We start from the raw sequence: 19,610 nt of genomic DNA, 5'->3' as shown, positions 1-19,610 counted from the left end.
TCTGCTAATTTATCGCAGGCATCCCGCCTGGATAAGGGAGATGAGATGAAGCAGGCATTTCGAGTAGCGCTAGGTTTTTTAATTCTGTGGGCGTCCGTGTTGCACGCGGAAGTTCGCATTGAAATCACCCAAGGGGTCGACTCCGCTCGTCCGATTGGCGTGGTGCCGTTTAAATGGGCGGGCCCAGGCACGCCGCCGGAAGATATCGGCAAGATTGTCGGTGCGGATCTGCGCAACAGCGGCAAATTCAACCCGATCGACGTGGCGCGCATGCCGCAGCAACCCACCTCCGCGTCTGAAGTGACGCCGGCGGCCTGGACTGCATTGGGCATCGACGCCGTGGTTGTCGGCCAGGTTCAACCTGGCGCCGACGGCAGCTACCTGATCTCCTACCAGCTGGTGGACACCTCGGGTTCGCCGGGCACCGTATTGGCGCAGAACCAGTATAAAGTGACCAAACAGTGGTTGCGTTATTCTGCCCATACCGCCAGCGACGAAGTGTTCGAGAAGCTGACCGGCATCAAGGGCGCGTTCCGCACCCGTATCGCCTACGTGGTGCAGACCAACGGCGGGAAATTCCCGTACGAGCTGCGCGTAGCGGATTACGACGGTTACAACCAGTTCACGGTGCACCGTTCGCCTGAGCCGCTGATGTCGCCGGCCTGGTCGCCGGACGGTAGCAAACTGGCTTACGTGACCTTCGAGAGCGGCCGTTCCGCGCTGGTGGTGCAAACCTTGGCTAACGGCGCCATCCGCCAGATCGCTTCGTTCCCGCGCCACAACGGTGCGCCGGCGTTCTCGCCGGACGGCAGCAAGCTGGCCTTCGCGTTGTCCAAGAGCGGCAGCCTGAACCTGTACGTGATGAACCTCGGCTCCGGCCAGATCACGCAGCTGACCGATGGCCGCAACAACAACACCGAACCGACCTGGTTCCCGGATGGTCAGTCTCTGGCGTTTACCTCCGACCAGGGCGGGCGTCCGCAGATTTATAAAATCAGCGCCAGCGGCGGTGCCGCACAGCGTCTGACGTGGGAAGGCTCTCAGAACCAGGATTCTGAAGTCAGCTCCGATGGTAAATTCCTGGTGATGGTCAGCACCAACAGTGGTGCACAACACATCGCCAAACAAGATCTTGGATCAGGCGCCGTTCAGGTTTTGACCGGCACCTTCCTGGATGAAACGCCTAGTATTGCGCCAAACGGCACCATGGTGATCTATAGCTCCACGCAAGGTATGGGCTCCGTGCTGCAGTTGGTGTCAACTGATGGGCGTTTCAAAGCGCGTCTTCCGGCAACTGATGGACAGGTCAAATTCCCTGCCTGGTCGCCGTATCTGTGATGCATGTGTAAATATGTATGGCAAACTATAAAAGGATCAAAGAAATGCAACTGAACAAAGTGCTGAAAGGGCTTCTGCTGGCACTGCCAGTTCTGGCTGTAGCAGCTTGTAGTTCTAACAAAAGCGCGAACAACGACCAATCTGGTATGGGCGCTGGCGCCGGCACTGGTATGGAAAACGGCAGCAGCAACCTGTCTTCCGAAGAACAAGCTCGTCTGCAGATGCAAGAACTGCAGAAGAACAACATCGTTTACTTCGGCCTGGACAAGTATGACGTAAGCTCCGAATTCGCTCAGATGCTGGACGCGCACGCTGCATTCCTGCGTAACAACCCGTCTTACAAAGTGACCGTTGAAGGCCACGCTGACGAACGCGGCACGCCGGAATACAACATCGCTCTGGGTGAGCGTCGTGCTAACGCCGTTAAAATGTACCTGCAGGGTAAAGGCGTTTCCGCTGACCAGATCTCTATCGTTTCTTACGGTAAAGAAAAACCAGCAGTACTGGGCCACGACGAAGCGGCTTATGCTAAAAACCGTCGTGCCGTTCTGGTTTACTAAGAGAATCGCATGAACAGTAACTTCAGACGTCACCTGTTGAGTCTGTCGTTACTGGTTGGCGTAGCGGCCCCTTGGGCCGCTACTGCCCAAGCGCCAATCAGTAATGTCGGCTCCGGCTCGGTCGAAGACCGCGTCACCTCGCTTGAGCGCATCAGCAATGCTCAAGGCCAGCTTTTAAACCAACTCCAGCAACAACTCTCTGACAATCAACGCGACATTGATTCTCTCCGTGGGCAAATCCAGGAAAGCCAGTATCAGTTGAATCAGGTCGTTGAACGCCAGAAGCAAATCTATCAACAGATGGATAGCCTCAGCCAGGGCGGCGCTCAGAGCGCCTCTGCGGCAGCGGGCGCTGCCGGCGGGGCAGCCGCAGGCGCATCTTCCGATGCGGGCAGCAGCGCGCCTGCAGCCGCTTCTGCAACGCCGAGCGGCGGTGATGAGAACAGCGACTACAACGCCGCTGTTTCTCTGGCGCTGGAAAAAAAACAGTATGACCAGGCGATTTCCGCCTTTCAGTCCTTCGTAAAACAGTACCCGAAGTCTACTTACCAGCCCAACGCCAACTATTGGCTGGGCCAGTTGTTCTACAACAAGGGTAAAAAAGACGATGCGGCCTATTATTTTGCGGTGGTGGTGAAGAATTACGCTAAATCACCGAAGGCGCCGGACGCCATGTACAAGGTGGGTATCATCATGCAGGAAAAAGGGCAGGCTGATAAAGCCAAAGCCGTGTTCCAGCAGGTGATTAAACAATACCCAACCAGTGCGGCGGCCAAGCAGGCGAAAAGTCGCGTAGGCAGTTAACGGTTAGAAAAATGAGCCCAGAAGTTAGTCGATTTGACCGATTTCTGGGCTCGTTCGCGTGAAGAACAAGCAGTTGAACGCATCGGTAAAAAATTTAGGTTGCGCTGCCAAGATAAATTAGTAATATATGCCGCCGTTGCCAAGACATCTTGCAAGATGTTAAAGCGGCAGGGAAATTGGGTCGTTAGCTCAGTTGGTAGAGCAGTTGACTTTTAATCAATTGGTCGCAGGTTCGAATCCTGCACGACCCACCAATTTCTGAAGTAGCAGTAACCACAACAGTGGGTGATTAGCTCAGTTGGTAGAGCATCTCCTTTACACGGAGGGGGTCGGCGGTTCGAGCCCGTCATCACCCACCACTGTTATGGGTCGTTAGCTCAGTTGGTAGAGCAGTTGACTTTTAATCAATTGGTCGCAGGTTCGAATCCTGCACGACCCACCATTCATAGAGAATGGCTGCAATAGAAAATCGTAAAGGATGAGAACCGTAAAGGTTCGAGTCTCGCGAAGCGAGACAACATCACTCCGGTGATGGCCCGCAAGGGCGAGGCCAAAGGCCGAGTTATCCTGCACGACCCACCATTCTTAGAGAATGGCAGCTTCAGAATCGGTTTGATGTGGCAAAGTAAAGGTCCGAGTCGAGTACCCGTCGAGTTGTCCTGAACATCCCCATCCTTGTTTTCCGCGAGTCGGTTTTTGTAACCTATTCGCCATCAGCAGTAAACCACATCAGTGGGTCGTTAGCTCAGTTGGTAGAGCAGTTGACTTTTAATCAATTGGTCGCAGGTTCGAATCCTGCACGACCCACCACTCTTTGATAGAGCAAGGTGTTAAATCGTCAGGATGAGAACCGTAGAGGTTCGAGTCTCGCGAAGCGAGACAACATCACCCCGGTGATGGCCCGCAAGGGCGAGGCCAAAGGCCGAGTTATCCTGCACGACCCACCACTCTTTGATAGAGCAGGATGTGAAAAATAGCAGTACCACAGCAGTGGGTGATTAGCTCAGTTGGTAGAGCATCTCCTTTACACGGAGGGGGTCGGCGGTTCGAGCCCGTCATCACCCACCACACTGCGGGTCGTTAGCTCAGTTGGTAGAGCAGTTGACTTTTAATCAATTGGTCGCAGGTTCGAATCCTGCACGACCCACCAATTCAGAGAAAAGCGCCTTTTGGCGCTTTTTTCGTTTCTGTAACACCCAAACCTGACTTATCCTCTTGCCAACAGAGTTTACCGAGTTGTGCAGGATGAGACAAAAGCATTTATGCTTTTGAACAGCGCTTGCGCTGGCCCGAAGGGGCCGTCTATGAAATAGGCGGATAGCCGTAGAGGCTCGAGCATCGCGCAGCGATACGACAACGCGCAGCGTTGCCCGCAGGGTGAGGCCACAGGCCGAATCAATCCTGCACGACCCACCCATTCAGAAAAAGCGCCTTTTGGCGCTTTTTTCGCATCTGTAATCCCGCACCCGAATCTTCTGCTTTCTCGTTTCAACACCGCAACGTTCTGCATCTCGTCGTTCTCTGAACGCTATACGTTCTCTCCGGGGCATTATCTGCAGCGATTTGCGTGGTCAACGCCTATGTTTTTTAATCCATTAAACACTGAGTGCGCAAATATGAAAATATCAGCGGACTTTTCGCGCGATTTTAGGTATTTTGTTTAGTATATAAAACGATGGGCGTTGCGGCAGGCGATATTCACGCGGCAGGCGCCTAGCCTAGCATGAGATTGCAGCGATGAGTGAAATGTTTGATGTCAACGCGGCGGTGTATCCCTTCCCGCCGAAACCGGTACCGCTGGACGTAGCGGAAAAAGCCTTTTATCGCGAGAAGATCAAAACCCTGCTCAAGCAGCGCAATGCGGTGATGGTCGCCCACTACTATACCGATCCGGAAATCCAGGCGCTGGCGGAAGAAACCGGTGGCTGCGTGGCGGATTCGCTGGAAATGGCGCGCTTCGGCAGCGCCCATCCGGCTTCCACGTTGTTGGTGGCCGGCGTGCGCTTCATGGGGGAGACCGCCAAGATCCTCAGCCCGGAAAAACAGGTGCTGATGCCGACCCTGTTTGCCGAATGTTCGCTTGACCTGGGTTGCCCGGAAGAGGAGTTCCATGTGTTTTGCGACAGCCATCCCGATCGCACCGTGGTGGTCTATGCGAACACCTCGGCGGCGGTCAAAGCACGCGCCGACTGGGTGGTGACCTCCAGCATCGCCGTCGAACTGATCGAGCATCTGGATAGCCTGGGCGAGAAAATTATTTGGGCGCCGGATCGCCATCTCGGCAGCTATGTGCAGAAGCAGACCGGCGCCGACGTGCTGTGCTGGCAAGGCGCCTGCATTGTCCATGACGAGTTCAAGACCCAGGCGCTGCGGCGCATGAAGGCGCTCTATCCGCAGGCGGCTATCCTGGTGCATCCCGAATCGCCTCAGGCGGTGGTCGAGCTGGCGGATGCGGTGGGGTCTACCAGCCAGTTGATTCAGGCGGCGAAAACATTGCCGCATCAACAGCTGATCGTTGCTACCGATCGCGGTATCTTTTACAAGATGCAGCAGGCCTGTCCGGACAAGGAGCAGTTCGAAGCGCCGACCGCCGGAGAAGGCGCGACCTGCCGCAGCTGCGCGCATTGCCCGTGGATGGCGATGAATGGCCTGAAGGCGATTGCCGAAGGGCTGGAGCAGGGGGGCGCGCAGCATGAGATCCACGTGGACGCTGCGCTGCGTGAAAAGGCGCTGGTGCCGCTGAACCGCATGCTGGATTTCGCCGCTCAGCTTAAGATGCAGGTTAAAGGCAACGCTTAACCGTTTAAAAGGATGACCTCATGAGCTTCTTCAGTACCAGCAATATTCTGGTGCATATTCCGCTTGGCGCGGGCGGTTACGATCTGTCGTGGATCGAAGCCATCGGCACCCTGTTCGGATTGCTGTGCATCTGGTACGCCAGCAAGGAAAAAATCATCAACTACCTGTTCGGCCTGATCAACGTCACGCTGTTCGCGGTGATTTTCTTCCAGATCCAGCTGTACGCCAGCCTGCTGCTGCAGCTGTTTTTCTTCGGCGCCAATATTTACGGTTGGTATGCCTGGAGCCGCCAGACGCAGGATAATCAGGCTGAGCTGCAGATCCGCTGGCTGCCGCTGCCGAAAGCGCTGGCTTGGGCGGCGGTGTGCGTCATCGGCATCGGCCTGATGACCTTCAACATTGACCGCGTGTTCGCCTGGCTGACGCAGATTGCGGTGGCGGTGATGCAAGGGCTGGGGCTGAACGTACAGATGCCGACGCTGCAGCCGGACGCTTTCCCGTTCTGGGATTCGGCGATGATGGTGCTGTCCATCGTGGCGATGATCCTGATGACGCGCAAGTACGTGGAAAACTGGCTGCTGTGGGTGGTGATCGATGTCATCAGCGTGGCGATCTTCGCTTACCAGGGCGTTTACGCGATGGCGCTGGAGTACGTCATTCTGACGTTGATCGCGCTGAACGGCTCCTGGCTGTGGATCAAGAGCGCCGGGCGCAACCATTCCAATCCGCTATCTTCCGCGCCGTAACAACGCAGAGGGCGCCGTGATGGCGCCCTCTTGGCTTAGTGGCGATGCCCAAGGTGCGAATGCGCTTCGGCATGTGAGTGTTCACTCGGCTCCGGCGCCCGATTGATACCGCAGTCCGGCGTCTCGCAATGCCGGTACTCCATCTGAATGGTCACGTGGCCGATCTTGTAGTGTTGCAACAGATAAGCCTGGATGCGTTGCAACAGCCCATCGTGGTCATGTGGCGGGATCACCTGCGCATGCAGCGTCATCAGCTTCTGTTCGCCGATCTGCCAGACGTGTACGTGGTGGATATTGCGCACTTCCGGGATGTTCAGGCACAGGTCTTTTTGCAGCTTGGCGATGTCAACCTCCTGCGGTGTGCCTTCCAGCAGCTCGTGGAAGCTCTCCTTCAGCAGCCGCCAGGCGCTGCGCAGTACCAGACAGGAGACCAGTACCGACAGGATCGGGTCAATCGGCGTCCAGCCGGTGGCGAGAATAACGATGGCCGCGACGATAGCGCCCACCGAGCCGAGCAGGTCGCCCAGCACATGCAGCGCGGCGGCGCGCACGTTGATATTTTTCTCTTCGCTGCCGCGATGCAGCAGCCAGAAGGCGAACAGGTTCGCCAGCAGCCCCGCTATGGCGATGATCAGCATCGGGGTACCCATCACCGGCTGCGGTTCGAAGAAACGCCGTATCGCCTCCCACAGGATGAATACCACGATCACCAGCAGCGCTGCGGCGTTGAGGAAGGCCGCCAGCGTGGTCAGGCGCAGGTAGCCGAAGGTGTGGCGCGCGTTGGGTTTGCGCTGGGAGAAGTGTACCGCCATCAGCGCCACCAGCAGCGCGGCGGCGTCGGTCAGCATATGGCCGGCGTCGGCCAACAGCGCCAGCGAGCCGGACAACAGGCCGCCGACCACCTCGGCCACCATAAAGACGGCGGTGACTAAAAAAGCGGTCAGTAGGCGTTTACTATTACTGTCTTTCGGCAGGTGTACGTGTGGAGTGTCCGACATTATTCATCCTTATGCATAGCGAAAGAGGGGGCGGCGGCGAGCAGAGCGCCCAGCTCCGGTTCTATCTGCGCCACTAACGCCTTTAATTTAGTATAAGCGGCGGCGGCAAGCTCGCCCCGACGTGCGGTATCCACCAGCTGTTGGCACAGTTGCGCAGCTTCCGGCAGCTGCAGCATCAGCAGGCTGCCCTTGATGCGGTGTGCCGCCTGCTCCAGGCGAGGCCAGTCGTTCGCGGCGACGGCGTCCGCGAGCCGCTGCCGGTCTTGCCGCAGCGTATCGCCGAGGGTCTGCGCCAGCCGCTGCAGCATGGCGCGATCGCCGCCCGCCATTTCGGCCAGCGTTTGCCGTAGGTCAGTAAGGACTGACTTTTCTTCCTGAGCCTGCGGTTGCTGAGCCAATACCTGGCCGATCGCCGTCAGCGAAATCGGCTTGGTCAGGAAGTGATCGATCGCCACCAGCCCCGGCGGGATGCGGGTAAACTCCTGCACGTCCGCCGAACAGAGCACGATGCGGCAAGGCGGGCGCTGCAGCCGCTGTTCGTCGCGCCGGATCAGCCTGGCCAGCGTCAGGCCGTCCGGGCGCGGCATGTTATAGTCGATAAACAGCAGGTCAAACGGCTGCCGTCGCTGGGCCTTCAGCAGCGCATAGCCTTGTTCGAAGCGGGCGGGTTGCTGCCCGAAGTGGCGCAGTTGGCGTTCCAGCAGCAACAAATTGGTGGGATGATCGTCGATCAGCGCGGTACGCAAGGCGGAAGACGGCAGAGCAAAGGTGTGCTCCTCCTGGGCGCCAGCTGGCGCGTCGCCGCTCAGCTCGACCGGTATCACTACCTCGACGCGGGTGCCGACGCCCGGCTGCGAGTGCAGCTCTATGCGGCCGCCCATCTGTTCGACGATTTCTTTGCAGATAGAGAGGCCCAAACCGGTACCTTGCACCGAGATGCGTTGCGCGCCGCGCGCGCGGTAAAACGGTTGAAACAGCTTGCTTACTTCATCGGCGGCGATGCCGCAGCCGCTGTCGTTCACCGTTAACTGCAACTCTCCCCGTCGTTCATCCTGCGCGCGCCAGCCGACCTCGACCTGAATGGTTCCGCGCGTCGTGAACTTTATCGCGTTGTTTATCAGGTTGTTAGCCACCTGAAGTAAACGCTCACCATCAATGACCACCGCCTCCGGCAGCGCCGGATCCGCCGCCACCTTCAACGTCAACGGCCGTTCGCCGATAAGCGGCCGGTAAAGGGCGTCAATGCGCGCGACCCAGGGGCGCAGCGCCACCGGTTTTGGTGCCAACGTCAACGACCCGGTTTCCAGCCGCGCGTGATCCTGCAGGTCGTTGAGCAGGTTGAGCAGCGATGAGGCCGAACTGTAAATCACCGGCAGGCCTTCCGGCGCCGGTTGGCGTTTGAGCTCCAGTTCCAGCAGGCCAAGGATGGCGTGCATCGGCGTGCGCAGTTCATGGCTGACGGTGGCGAGGAATTTGCTCTTCATGCGGTTTTCCGCTTCGGCGCGGCGGCGCGCCTGCTCGAGCTCTTCGCGTTCGCGTTTTTCACGGCGCTGCAGCATGAAACGGCGCAGCGTCAGCGCCAACAGCAGCACGGTGGCGGCGGCCAACAGCGCCAGCAGCCAGGTGGTCTGCGGCGGCATGCGGTTGTCGTTCACCGCGTCGATAAGGTTGCTGCGGTCGACGATCCACTCGTCGCGCAGCGATTGCAGGGTATCCGCCGGGATCTGCATCAGGTTCTTATCGAGGATCGCCAGCAGCAGCGGCTGATCGCGGCGTACGCCGAAGGCTACCGGATAGGGGATGTTGTTGGCGGCGAAGGCCAGTTTGATCGCGCCGGAATAGCGCGACAGCGCCAAAAAGTTGGCGGAAATGACGTTATCTACCAGCGCATCCAACTGGCCGTTGGCCAGCGCGTCGTACATCGACTTGCTGTCGGCGAAGCTGACGGTCTGTTCCTGCTCCGGTACCAGCCCCTGAGCCAAATCGCCCTGCAACACGCCGATGCGCTTGCCGGCCAGATCGCTCCAGGTCGAGACGCCGTTGGCATACTGGCCGACGTAAACGCCCCACAGCGAACGGTGGATCGGCATGCTGGCGCCATAGCGCGCCTTGACGCCGCGCGCCAGTGGCAGGGCGGCGCGGAAGCTGGCCTGGCCGGATTGCACCAGTTGATCGGCCTGCTCGGCGTTGCGCGCCCACAGCGGCGCGAAACGCAGCCCAGTGTTTTGCGCGATGATGTTGAGAATATCGATGGCGTAGCCGCGCGGCTGGCCGTCGGAACCGCGGTAGGCGAACGGGAAGTTGTTCTCGATGGCGGCATAGTAAACCACGCGGTGGCTCGCCACCCAATTCTTCTCCATCGTCGTCAGATCGGCATTGCCGGTATCGAGGTAGCTGGGGATCTTTTTGCTCCAGCGGCTCTGTAGGGCATTCATCAGTTCCATCGGCGCGTCGGCGATGGCGGTGTCCAGCGTGTCTATCAGGCGCGGGTCGGCGGCGGCGAACACGAAGGAAAGGTTGCCCAGGTTCTCGTTGCTTTCAATTTGATAGAGCTGGCCGAGCTGCAGCTGGTCGATGATAAAGCTGGCGCTGGCCTCGTCGGCGATAAAGTAGTCGCTGCTGCCGTTGAGCAGCGAATAGACCGCCTGCAGGTTGTTGTCGTAGCGCTGGATCTGCGACGCCACCGCCTGCAGGGCGCCGCCGGACTGCATGTCGGTCAGCGCGCCGATCGCGACGCGGGCGTTGGCGGAATTGAGCATCACCGGCCGATCGTTGCTGCGATCGCGCAATACGCGCAGGTTGCTGATGTAGTAAGGCTGGGAGATCTCCAGCCCGTGCAGCGCTTCGCTCTGCGGGATGCCGTACAGCAGATCGACCTTGCCGTCGTGCAGCGCCTGTTCCAGCTGGGTCAGATCGGCGAAGCCGTAAATGGCGAAGCGGATGCCGGTCACCTGCTGAATATAGCCGAGGTAGTCGGCGTTCAGCCCATACAGATCGTCGTCCACGATGATGTTGTACGGGCTGGTGTTCTCACTGATGATGCCGACGCGCAGCGTGCGATCGCGCCAGGGATTTTTCTCGCCGACGATCAGCATATTCTCAGGGGTATTCAGGTTGCTGACCAGCTGATAGCGCACCGGCTCCGCCGCCTGCGCCAGGCCGCACCACAGGATCAGCAGCAGCAGGGCGCGGCGCATCATGGCGCCAGCTCTTTAAACACCGCCACCAGCTCCAGCAGGTTGCCGGCGCCGGTTTTGCGCTGGATGTTTTTTTTGTGCGTGCTGACGGTCTTGTTGCTGATGTGCAGCCGGTCGGCGATCTGCAGGTTGGATAGCCCCTGGCTCAGCAAGCCCAGCACCTCGAGCTCCTTAGGGGTGAGCAGCCCGCCGTCCGCCGTCGGCGCCTCTTCGGCCAGCGCGGCGGCGGGGAAGCTGATTTCACCGTCCAGCACCTGCTCGATCGCCTGCACCAACTCCGCCAGCGAGCTGCCTTTATTGACGAAACCGTCGGCGCCGGCGGCATGCGCCATGCGCGCATAGACATCGGCTTCCTGCGCTGTATAGATCAGGATCTTTTGTTGCGGATAGCGGCGGCGGATTTTTTTCAACAGCTGCAGCCCGTCGACCTGCGGCAGGCCGATATCCAGGATCACCAGGCCGAAAGCGGCCTCGGCCAGCAGGGCCAGCGCCTGTACGTCATCCTGCGCCGCCTGCAGGCGGTAGGGGCGGGATGATTTCATTAGCGCCGCTTCCAGTGCGACATGAACCACCGGGTGGTCATCAACTAATAGCAGAGAGGGCATGTTCAACTCGGGTCACTTTATATTCCGATCGCTAGCATAGCGAAAAAGGAGGCTCTGCGCTCGCCAGATGAAACAGCACAATCTGCTGTTAATTTGGCGGTTCCAGCGGTGGGGGGCAAAGGTGATTTACAGCGCCATTCTCACAGGCTAGATTGTTGGGATCTACACCGTTACGCACTGCGAAATACCCCACGATACCGAATGGAAAAGCTATGAATTACCAAAACGACGATTTACGCATTAATGATATTAAGGAACTCCTGCCGCCGGTGGCTTTGCTGGAGAAATTCCCGGCCACTGAACGCGCGGCAAAGACGGTGTCCCAGGCCCGCAGCGCAATTCACAATATCCTCCGCGGCAGCGACGATCGCCTGCTGGTGGTAATTGGCCCTTGCTCCATCCATGATACCCAAGCCGCCAAAGAGTACGCGGGGCGCCTGCTGGCGCTGCGTGAAGAACTGAGCGGCGAGCTGGAAGTGGTGATGCGCGTGTACTTCGAAAAACCGCGCACCACCGTGGGCTGGAAAGGCCTGATCAACGATCCGCAAATGGACAACAGCTTCAACATCAACGACGGCCTGCGCCTGGCGCGCAAGCTGCTGGTGGAGATCAACGACAGCGGGCTGCCGGCCGCCGGCGAATTCCTCGACATGATCACGCCGCAATACCTGGCGGATCTGATGAGCTGGGGCGCTATCGGCGCGCGCACCACGGAATCGCAGGTGCACCGTGAACTGGCCTCCGGCCTCTCTTGCCCGGTCGGCTTCAAGAACGGCACCGACGGCACCATCAAGGTGGCGATCGACGCCATCAACGCCGCCGGCGCGCCGCACTGTTTCCTGTCGGTGACCAAATGGGGCCACTCGGCGATCGTTAACACCAGCGGCAACGGTGACTGCCACATTATCCTGCGCGGCGGCAAAGAGCCAAACTACAGTGCGGCGCATGTGAAGGACGTCAAAGCCGGCCTGAGCAAAGCGGGGCTGCCGGCGCAGGTGATGATCGACTTCAGCCATGCCAACAGCAGCAAACAGTTCAAAAAACAGATGGACGTGAGCGCCGATGTTTGCGGGCAGATTGGCGGCGGTGAAAAAGCGATTATCGGTGTGATGATCGAAAGCCACCTGGTGGAAGGCAACCAGAGCCTCGAAAGCGGTGAGCCGCTGGTTTACGGCAAGAGCGTCACCGACGGTTGCATCGGCTGGCAGGATACCGAAACCGTGCTGCGCGATCTGGCGGCGGCGGTGAAAGCGCGCCGCGGTTAATCGCGTAAAGAGGGCTCGCCAGCGGGCCCTTTTTCTATTTACCTTAAAATTTTATATCTCTTGTCAATTTAAGGCCTACAGTCAATAGGCTTATTAAATCTTTAAGCGGCCGTATTCGCATTATTCCTATTTAATAAAAGAATAATTGTCACCGCTCTCGGCATTGTGCTTATATAAGACGCTTTTTTATTCCATAAACCCCGCAGGCCTAATAAGTGGGGAGTGGTATGACCTTATTCCTTTCAGGATGAAAGAATTATGACAAACAATACCTCGCAGCCGCTGGGGCTGCACCGGATTAAATTCCATGGGAAAGGTGGTGAGTACTTCGCTATTTGGTTAGTCAACGCGTTATTGACCGCGCTGACCCTGGGCATCTATTCCGCCTGGGCGACGGTGCGTCGTCGTCGCTATTTTTACGGCAACACGGAATTGGACGGCGATCGTTTCGATTATCATGCGCAGCCGCTGCAAATTCTGAAAGGACGGCTGTTGGTGATTGGCGGCATCATCGTATTTTATTTCCTGCTGGCGGTGACGCCATTGCTGGGGCTGTTGGCGCTGCTGGTATTGCTTGCCCTGCTGCCGTGGATTGTTATCCGCAGCTGGCGCTACAATGCGATTATGTCGAGCTATCGCGGCGTGCGCTTTAATTATGTCTGCCGCACCGGGCGCGCCTATTGGGCTTTGCTGTTCTGCCCGTTATTGCTGATTATCGGACTGTATGTCGGTCTGATCGTCTTGCTCGGCATTGGCAGCGGTCTTGGCAGCATCAACGCCATCGCATTTATGCTGGTGCTGACGCTGATTTTGGCCGTGCCGGCATTTGCGGCGGTAAACGGCATTATTAGCGCACTGCAGCATGATTTGTACGTTAATAACCTGTTTTTCGGGAACACGCCGTTTATTGCCGAACTGAAGAAATCGGCCTTTATCAAATTTGCCTTGATCGGCCTGCTCATATTCCTGCCGTTCATGTTGGTCGCGCTGGTGTGCATCGGTTCGTTCTTCTTTACCCTCTATCAGATGGTGTTGATGGGCATGTTGACCAACGAAGCCATCGATGTGCTGGTGCTGGACAATATCAGCAGCCTTCTGCTGATGATGGTGGTGCTGCTGATCGGCGCCCTGGTGGCCAGCAGCTACCAGGTTGTCGCCCAACGCAACTACCTGTTTAACCAGGCAAGGCTGAACGGCGACATCAAGCTGCATTCCTCAATGAAAACGCTGCCGTACATGGGATTGTTGATCACCAATACCCTGATTACCCTGTTCTCGCTCGGTTTGGCGGCGCCGGTGGCGGAAGTGCGTCATGCCCGTTATCTGGCGGCGTGCACGGCGGTTGAAGGCGATCTGGCGCTGCTGGACATTACGGCGCATCAGGAAACCGCCAACAGCGCGGTGGCCGAAGAAGCGGTGCAGGCGCTGGATCTGGGCGGCAGCTTCTGAGGCGCCGATGATCCTTGAAGGCGCTTATCAGTTGCCGGGGCGGGCCGCACGTGAGGCGGCTCGTCTGCTGGTGAACGAAAGCGGCGAAGGCGTGACGTTGCAGCGGCAGGATGAACAGCGTTACATCCCGCTGACGGACATCACCGTTTCTGCCGCGCTGGGCAATATTCCGCTGACGCTCACCTTCAAGGGGGGCGGGCGCTTTGTGCCCGACGACGACGCGGCCTTTCGCCGCTGGTTCTATCAGCGCCGTTCGCCGGGGTGGGTGCATCGCCTGGAACGCCATAAACGCGGCGTCGCCCTGGCGCTGCTGATGACGCTGTTGGCGGTAGTGGCTTACGTTTACGTGGTGCTGCCGTGGGCGAGCAGCGAGATCGCCATGCGCATCCCCACCTCGGTGGAACAGAAGCTGGGCGAACATACGCAGACGTTCTTGGAGCAGAGCGGCTTCGCGCCCTCGGCACTGCCGGCCGAGCGGCAACGGGCGCTGCAGCAGCTGTTCCGGCAGGTGATGCCGGCCGACATGCGCCAAGAGCGCACGCCGCTCTCGCTGAAGTTGATGGCGGCGCCCGGTGCGCCGAACGCCTTTATGTTGCCGGACGGCACGCTGGTGCTCAGCGATAGCCTGGTCACCTTGTCGAAAAACGACGATGGCCTGGCGGCGGTGATGCTGCACGAAATGGGGCATCACGCTTATCGCCATCCGATGCGCATGTTGGTGCGTTCGTCACTGGTGGCGTTGACGCTGATGTGGATGACGGGTGACGTCAGCGGCATCGGCGACACGTTGCTGCAGTCCGCATCCTTCGTAAATGAGATGCAGTTTTCTCGCGGGATGGAGCGTGAGGCGGATGCGTTTGCGATAGCGGAAATGCAGCGCCAGGGGCATTCGCTGGCGGAAATGGCGGCGATCTATCGCGCGTTGGCGCAGGCGCCTGAACGAGAAAAGACCGATGACTGGGCGCTGCCGGCCTGGCTCAGCACCCATCCGGCGATGCAGGAACGGCTGGATGCGGTGAATGAGGCGATGGCGCAGCAGAAATAAAAAAGCCCCCGGTGAAAACCGGGGGCTTTTTCGTGAACCGGCGAAATTACTTCGCTTTACCCTGGTTCGCCACGGCCGCCGCTTTTGCAGCGATCTCATCGGCGTTACCCAGGTAGTAACGTTTGGTTGGCTTGAAGTTCTCGTCGAACTCATACACCAACGGCACGCCGGTTGGGATGTTCAGCTCGAGGATTTCGTCTTCGCTCAGGTTATCCAGGTATTTCACCAGCGCGCGCAGCGAGTTGCCGTGCGCCGCAACGATCACGCGCTCGCCGCTCTTGATGCGTGGCAGGATCTCTTCGTCCCAGTAAGGGATAACGCGATCGATGGTCAGCGCCAGGCTTTCGGTCAGCGGCAGCTCTTGCTCGCTCAGCGAGGCGTAGCGCGGATCGTGGCCAGGGTAACGTTCGTCTTCTTTGGTCAGCTCCGGCGGGGTCACCGCGAAGCCGCGACGCCATTGTTTCACCTGCTCGTCGCCGTATTTTTCAGCGGTTTCGGCTTTGTTCAGACCCTGCAGCGCGCCGTAGTGACGTTCGTTCAGCTTCCAGGATTTTTCGGTTGGCAACCAGGCCTGATCCAGCTCGTCGAGGATGTTCCACAAGGTGTGGATCGCGCGCTTCAGTACGGAGGTGTAAGCGAAGTCGAAAGTGAAACCTTCTTCTTTCAACAGCTTGCCTGCTGCTTTCGCTTCGGTGCGGCCCTTATCGGACAGATCAACATCATACCAACCGGTGAAGCGGTTTTCTTGGTTCCACTGGCTTTCGCCGTGACGCACCAGAACCAGCTTAGTTACAGCCATAGCTTAACTCCTTAATAATCTGACATTTCAATGATAACGAAAATCATTATATTGCCGCGGGCCGGGGCTCGGCAATCGATAGTGTCTAACCATAGCCAATTTCTTGCCGCAAAGTAAGGGCTGGAGAAAGGAAAAAGCTGAATCGTTCAGCCTGAGGCGGAAGGGGGAGAAACGGCGCGCCGAAATCGTTTCGGGCGCGCCGTGGCGTGGGGTAAATCAGGCCGATTTTTTCAGGCAGTTGCTCATGAAGGTTTTACGCGCGTCGCCCTTCAGATTCTTGGTCTTGGCGTCGGCGTTGCAGGTTTTCATCTTCTGCTGCTGCGGCGTCAGGGTTTTGCCTGTCGCAGCGGCGCCTTCGGATTTCAGACAGGTGCTCATAAAGGTGGAGCGATCCGCGCCTTTCAGCGACTTGGTGGATGCCTGCTGGTTGCAATCGGTCATGCGTTTCTGTTGGGCCGCCTGCGCCGGCGAAGGCGTTTTTGTCGCCGTCGTCGCGTCGGCCGCCATCAGATTGGTGCTCAGCATTAAGCCCGCCAGCAATGGAAGTGCAGTAATCAGACGCATAGGTGTTCCTTCAGCTATTGATTGGCCGCCATCGGCCGAAAATTGTGACGTTGCACAAGGCGTTGTGCTTATCACGGTAGCCTGAGTGTAGTGCGCGCTTTGGAATAAGGAAAGGTGGGCGCCGGCGGGGGGATAGCGCTAAAAGGTAAGCATTTATAACAAATCGCCCCCGGCCGCGCGGCGAGGGGCATGGCGGGTCAGATAGGATAAAACTGATAATGCGTGGCGCTGCGGTAGCGGCTCCCCGGCTGCAGCCAGCAATCCGGCTGCGGCCACTCGGGATGGTGCGGGCTGTCCGGCAAAAACTCGCTTTCCAGCGCCACGCCGGCATGGTTGGCATAGCTGCCGCCGTCGCGCGCCGGCGTGCCGGCCAGAAAATTGCCGCTGTAGAGTTGCAGCGCAGGCGCGTCGGTGAACACGCTCATTTGCACCTGCCCGTCGGCGGACCACAAATGGGCCGCCGGGCTTTCCAGCGCGCCGCAGATGCGGTGCAACAGAAAGGCGTGATCGTAACCGTTGACCCGCTGTTGGTCGCGATCGCGCAGGAAATCCTGCAGCAGCGTTTTCGGTTGACGAAAATCCATGCCGCTGCTGCCCACCGGCGTCAGCTCGGCGCAGGGAATGCCCTCGGCGTCGACGGGCAGATAGCGATCGGCGAACAGCTGCAGCCGTTGGGCGCGGGCGTCGGTGCCGGGGCCGTCCAGATTGAAATAGGCGTGGTTGGTCAGGTTGACCGGGCAGGGGCGATCGACCTGCGCCAGATAGCTGATTTCCAGACGATTATCGGGGGTCAGGCGGTAGCAAATCTGCACGTCGAGATTGCCGGGGAAGCCCTGATCGCCATCCGCTGAATGCAGCGCATAGCAGACCTGTTGCGTATCCTGCTGTATCCGGCGCCAGCGGCGGGCATGAAAACCGTCGGGGCCGCCGTGCAACTGGTGCGCGCCCTGATTGGCGAGCAGCGCATGGGATTTACCGTCGATGGGCAGGCTGGCATTGGCGATGCGGTTGGCGTAACGGCCGACGGTGGCGCCCAGATAGGCGCCCTGACGTTGATAGTCCGCGGCGCTGCGGCAGCCGAGCAGCAGCTCGCGTTTTTCGCCGGATGTGAGCGGCAATACCGCGGACAACCAGGTGGCGCCCCAGTCCATCAGGGTGACGGTCATGCCGCCGGCGTTTTGCAGCCGCGTCAGCTGGTAAGGCTGCCCATCGGGCGCCGCTTCCGTGCTCACCGTCAGCATGTGCCGGCCCCCTGCGAAGCCTGGCAGACGTAAAACGTTTCCCGCAATCCGCCGGTTTGCAGCGGATACTCGTGCGCCACGGCGGCGCGCACCGTTTCCACGAGGTCCTGCGGCATCAGCGCGACGATGCAGCCGCCAAAGCCGCCTCCGGTCATGCGCACGCCGCCGCGCGGGCCGAGGATCGCTTTGACAATCTCGACCAACCGATCGATTGGCGGCACGGTGATTTCGAAGTCGTCACGCATCGAGGCGTGGGACTCCGCCATCAGCCGGCCCATGCGTTGCAGATCGCCGGCCGCCAGCGCATCGGCCGCCGCCAGCGTGCGGGCATTCTCGCTGATGACATGGCGCGCGCGTTTGGCCACCAACGGATCCAACTCATGTTGACGCGCTGCAAACTGTTCGGGGCTGACGTCGCGCAGCGCCTTGACGCCAAAGAAACGCGCCGCTTCTTCGCACTGTTTGCGGCGGGTGTTGTATTCGCTGTCCACCAGCCCGCGTTGCACATTGGAGTTGATGATCACCACCGCCACGCTGTCCGGCATCGGCACCGCGCGGGTCTCCAGCGAGCGGCAGTCGATCAGCAGAGCGCTGTCGCGCCGGCCGAGCGCGGAGATCAGCTGGTCCATGATGCCGCAGTTGCAACCGACGAATTGGTTCTCCGCCTCCTGGCCGTTCAGCGCCAGCGCCACGCCGTCCAGCGGCAGCTGATAGAGCGCCTGCAGCGCCTGGCCCACCGCCACTTCCAGCGCGGCGGAGGAGCTGAGCCCCGCGCCCTGCGGCACATTGCCGGCGATCACCAGATCCGCGCCGCCGAAATCGGCGTTACGGCGCTGAAGGTGCTTCACCACGCCGCGGACATAGTCGGACCAGCGCTGGTCGGGATGGCTGACGATCGGATCGTCGAGCGAGAATTGATCCTGCTGATTCTGATAATCGGCGGCCAGCACGCGGATCTGGCGGTCGTCGCGCTTGGCGCAGGCGATAACGGTTTGGTAATCAATGGCGCAGGGCAGCACGAAGCCGTCATTGTAATCGGTGTGCTCGCCGATCAGGTTCACCCGCCCCGGCGCCTGGATGGTCAACGCCGGCGCATAGCCGAAGTGTTTGGTAAACAGGGAATGGGTAAGCGGTTTCAGGCTCATGCTTGGGCTCCGGCTTCACGGTAATGAATATCGCTGACGGCGCGCAGACGCTCTGCGGCCTGTTCGGCGGTCAGGTCACGCTGGGTTTCCGCCAGCATCTCGTAACCGACCATAAATTTGCGCACGCTGGCTGAGCGCAGCAGCGGCGGATAGAAATGGGCGTGCAGCTGCCAGTGCCGGTTGTCGGCGCCGTTGAACGGCGCGCCGTGCCATCCCATCGAATAGGGGAACGAGCACCGGAACAGGTTGTCGTAGCGGCTGGTCAGCTTCTTCAGCGCCAGCGCCAGATCGCGGCTCTGCGCCGCGCTGAGATCGGTGATGCGCTGCACCGCCGTTTTCGGCAGCAGCAGCGTTTCAAACGGCCAGGCGGCCCAGTAGGGCACCACCGCCAGCCAGTGTTCGGTGTTCACCACGATGCGTTCGCCTGCGGCCAGCTCGCGCTGCGCATAGTCCAGCAGCAGCGGGGAGGCATGTTCCCGGAAATAGTCGTGTTGCAGGCGATCTTCGCGTTCGGCCTCGTTCGGCAGAAAACTGTTGGCCCAGACCTGCCCGTGCGGGTGCGGGTTGGAGCAGCCCATCGCCGCGCCTTTGTTTTCGAACAGTTGCACCCAGGGGTAATGCTTGCCCAGCTCCTCGGTTTGCGCCTGCCAGGCGGCGACCACCTGCTCCAGCGCCGGCAGCGTCAGTTCGGGCAGGGTTTTGCTGTGATCGGGAGAGAAGCAGATAACCCGGCTGACGCCGCGCGCGCTCTGGCTGCGCATCAACGGATCGTGGCTGTCGGGCGCCGGCGGCGTATCGCTCATCAGCGCGGCGAAATCGTTGGTAAAGACATAGGTGCCGCGATATTCCGGATTGCGATCGCCGGTGACGCGCGCGTTGCCCGGGCACAGGAAACAGTCGGGATCGTGCGTCGGCAGCGTTGCCGTGGGGACGCTCTCCTGTTGGCCCTGCCAGGGGCGCTTGGCGCGGTGCGGTGAGACCAGCACCCACTGGCCGCTCAGCGGGTTAAAGCGGCGGTGTGGATGGTCGATAGGGTTAAATTCCGTCATACGGTT

At 59.5% G+C, this 19,610-nt stretch carries 16 protein-coding genes, 6 tRNA genes and 2 other RNA genes; 16 read left to right on the top strand and 8 right to left on the bottom strand.

Features of this window, described 5'->3' with window-relative positions; translation table 11 throughout:
- The first annotated feature begins 45 nt into the window (after window positions 1–45).
- The 13 genes from tolB (at window position 46) to pnuC (ending at window position 6,247) form a co-directional block, all read left to right on the top strand.
- The gene (tolB, locus tag J9788_RS12305) at window positions 46–1,338 is read left to right on the top strand and encodes a Tol-Pal system beta propeller repeat protein TolB (protein WP_004939856.1); all 1,293 of its coding nucleotides are present in this window, start codon (window positions 46–48) and stop codon (window positions 1,336–1,338) included.
- A gap of 44 nt (window positions 1,339–1,382) precedes the next feature.
- A complete protein-coding gene (gene pal, locus J9788_RS12300) occupies window positions 1,383–1,898 on the top strand; it encodes a peptidoglycan-associated lipoprotein Pal (protein WP_004939853.1) in 516 nt (171 codons plus the stop codon).
- A gap of 9 nt (window positions 1,899–1,907) precedes the next feature.
- Window positions 1,908–2,702 carry a cell division protein CpoB gene (gene cpoB, locus J9788_RS12295; RefSeq protein WP_182264960.1) on the top strand — a complete coding sequence of 265 codons (795 nt, stop codon included), beginning with the start codon at window positions 1,908–1,910 and terminating at the stop codon, window positions 2,700–2,702.
- A gap of 178 nt (window positions 2,703–2,880) precedes the next feature.
- A tRNA-Lys gene (locus tag J9788_RS12290) sits at window positions 2,881–2,956 on the top strand.
- A gap of 29 nt (window positions 2,957–2,985) precedes the next feature.
- Window positions 2,986–3,061, top strand: a tRNA-Val gene (locus J9788_RS12285).
- Between the two features lie 7 nt (window positions 3,062–3,068).
- Window positions 3,069–3,144, top strand: a tRNA-Lys gene (locus J9788_RS12280).
- A gap of 15 nt (window positions 3,145–3,159) precedes the next feature.
- Window positions 3,160–3,284, top strand: a non-coding RNA gene (locus J9788_RS12275) — RtT sRNA.
- A 152-nt stretch (window positions 3,285–3,436) separates the two neighbouring features.
- Window positions 3,437–3,512 (top strand) — tRNA-Lys (locus J9788_RS12270).
- Window positions 3,513–3,525: 13 nt separating this feature from the next.
- Window positions 3,526–3,649: non-coding RNA, RtT sRNA (locus J9788_RS12265), on the top strand.
- A 45-nt stretch (window positions 3,650–3,694) separates the two neighbouring features.
- Window positions 3,695–3,770 (top strand) — tRNA-Val (locus J9788_RS12260).
- A 6-nt stretch (window positions 3,771–3,776) separates the two neighbouring features.
- Window positions 3,777–3,852: transfer RNA gene (locus J9788_RS12255), tRNA-Lys, on the top strand.
- Between the two features lie 587 nt (window positions 3,853–4,439).
- Entirely contained in the window at window positions 4,440–5,501 is a 1,062-nt protein-coding gene (gene nadA / locus J9788_RS12250) for a quinolinate synthase NadA (protein WP_182264959.1), read from the top strand.
- Window positions 5,502–5,521: 20 nt separating this feature from the next.
- Window positions 5,522–6,247: a nicotinamide riboside transporter PnuC gene (gene pnuC, locus J9788_RS12245; RefSeq protein WP_021504601.1), complete on the top strand. Its 726-nt coding sequence runs from the start codon at window positions 5,522–5,524 to the stop codon at window positions 6,245–6,247.
- Window positions 6,248–6,282: 35 nt separating this feature from the next.
- Here the strand turns inward: pnuC and zitB are convergent, their stop codons facing one another.
- The 3 genes from zitB to J9788_RS12230 are packed head-to-tail and all read right to left on the bottom strand — an operon-like array spanning window position 6,283 to window position 11,047.
- Window positions 6,283–7,245, bottom strand: coding sequence for a CDF family zinc transporter ZitB (gene zitB / locus J9788_RS12240; RefSeq protein ID WP_033652340.1), 963 nt, complete (start codon window positions 7,243–7,245; stop codon window positions 6,283–6,285).
- Complete coding sequence (locus J9788_RS12235) at window positions 7,245–10,445, bottom strand: transporter substrate-binding domain-containing protein (RefSeq protein ID WP_182264958.1); 3,201 nt, start codon at window positions 10,443–10,445, stop codon at window positions 7,245–7,247. Before J9788_RS12235 ends, zitB begins: the two co-directional genes overlap by 1 nt.
- Window positions 10,442–11,047, bottom strand: a complete 606-nt coding sequence (locus tag J9788_RS12230) for a response regulator transcription factor (RefSeq protein WP_033642206.1) — start codon at window positions 11,045–11,047, stop codon at window positions 10,442–10,444. The genes J9788_RS12235 and J9788_RS12230 overlap by 4 nt, the downstream gene beginning before the upstream one ends.
- Window positions 11,048–11,259: 212 nt before the next feature.
- Here J9788_RS12230 and aroG point away from each other — a divergent pair, with 212 nt between their 5' ends.
- The 3 genes from aroG (at window position 11,260) to J9788_RS12215 (ending at window position 14,806) form a co-directional block, all read left to right on the top strand.
- Window positions 11,260–12,312 carry a 3-deoxy-7-phosphoheptulonate synthase AroG gene (gene aroG, locus J9788_RS12225; protein WP_025301893.1) on the top strand — a complete coding sequence of 351 codons (1,053 nt, stop codon included), beginning with the start codon at window positions 11,260–11,262 and terminating at the stop codon, window positions 12,310–12,312.
- Between the two features lie 258 nt (window positions 12,313–12,570).
- Entirely contained in the window at window positions 12,571–13,761 is a 1,191-nt protein-coding gene (locus J9788_RS12220; protein WP_033642207.1) for a YjgN family protein, read from the top strand.
- A gap of 7 nt (window positions 13,762–13,768) precedes the next feature.
- Complete coding sequence (locus J9788_RS12215; protein ID WP_182264957.1) at window positions 13,769–14,806, top strand: M48 family metallopeptidase; 1,038 nt, start codon at window positions 13,769–13,771, stop codon at window positions 14,804–14,806.
- Between the two features lie 46 nt (window positions 14,807–14,852).
- Here J9788_RS12215 and gpmA read toward each other — a convergent pair whose 3' ends face one another.
- The 5 genes from gpmA to galT form a co-directional block, all read right to left on the bottom strand.
- Window positions 14,853–15,605: a 2,3-diphosphoglycerate-dependent phosphoglycerate mutase gene (gene gpmA / locus J9788_RS12210; RefSeq protein ID WP_016928714.1), complete on the bottom strand. Its 753-nt coding sequence runs from the start codon at window positions 15,603–15,605 to the stop codon at window positions 14,853–14,855.
- A gap of 216 nt (window positions 15,606–15,821) precedes the next feature.
- A complete protein-coding gene (locus J9788_RS12205; RefSeq protein WP_046896799.1) occupies window positions 15,822–16,169 on the bottom strand; it encodes a PsiF family protein in 348 nt (115 codons plus the stop codon).
- A 197-nt stretch (window positions 16,170–16,366) separates the two neighbouring features.
- Window positions 16,367–17,410, bottom strand: a complete 1,044-nt coding sequence (gene galM, locus J9788_RS12200; RefSeq protein WP_182264956.1) for a galactose-1-epimerase — start codon at window positions 17,408–17,410, stop codon at window positions 16,367–16,369.
- Complete coding sequence (gene galK, locus J9788_RS12195; RefSeq protein ID WP_182264955.1) at window positions 17,404–18,555, bottom strand: galactokinase; 1,152 nt, start codon at window positions 18,553–18,555, stop codon at window positions 17,404–17,406. The genes galM and galK overlap by 7 nt, the downstream gene beginning before the upstream one ends.
- Window positions 18,552–19,604 (bottom strand): galactose-1-phosphate uridylyltransferase, encoded by a 1,053-nt coding sequence (galT, locus tag J9788_RS12190; RefSeq protein ID WP_182264954.1) that lies wholly within the window; start codon window positions 19,602–19,604, stop codon window positions 18,552–18,554. Before galT ends, galK begins: the two co-directional genes overlap by 4 nt.
- Window positions 19,605–19,610: the final 6 nt, after the last annotated feature.

This window comes from Serratia sp. X10, from assembly GCF_017811775.1.
Taxonomy (GTDB): Bacteria; Pseudomonadota; Gammaproteobacteria; order Enterobacterales; family Enterobacteriaceae; genus Serratia; species Serratia ureilytica.
Note: the sequence above shows the minus strand (reverse complement) of the source record. Positions and strands in the feature narration are given on the sequence as shown.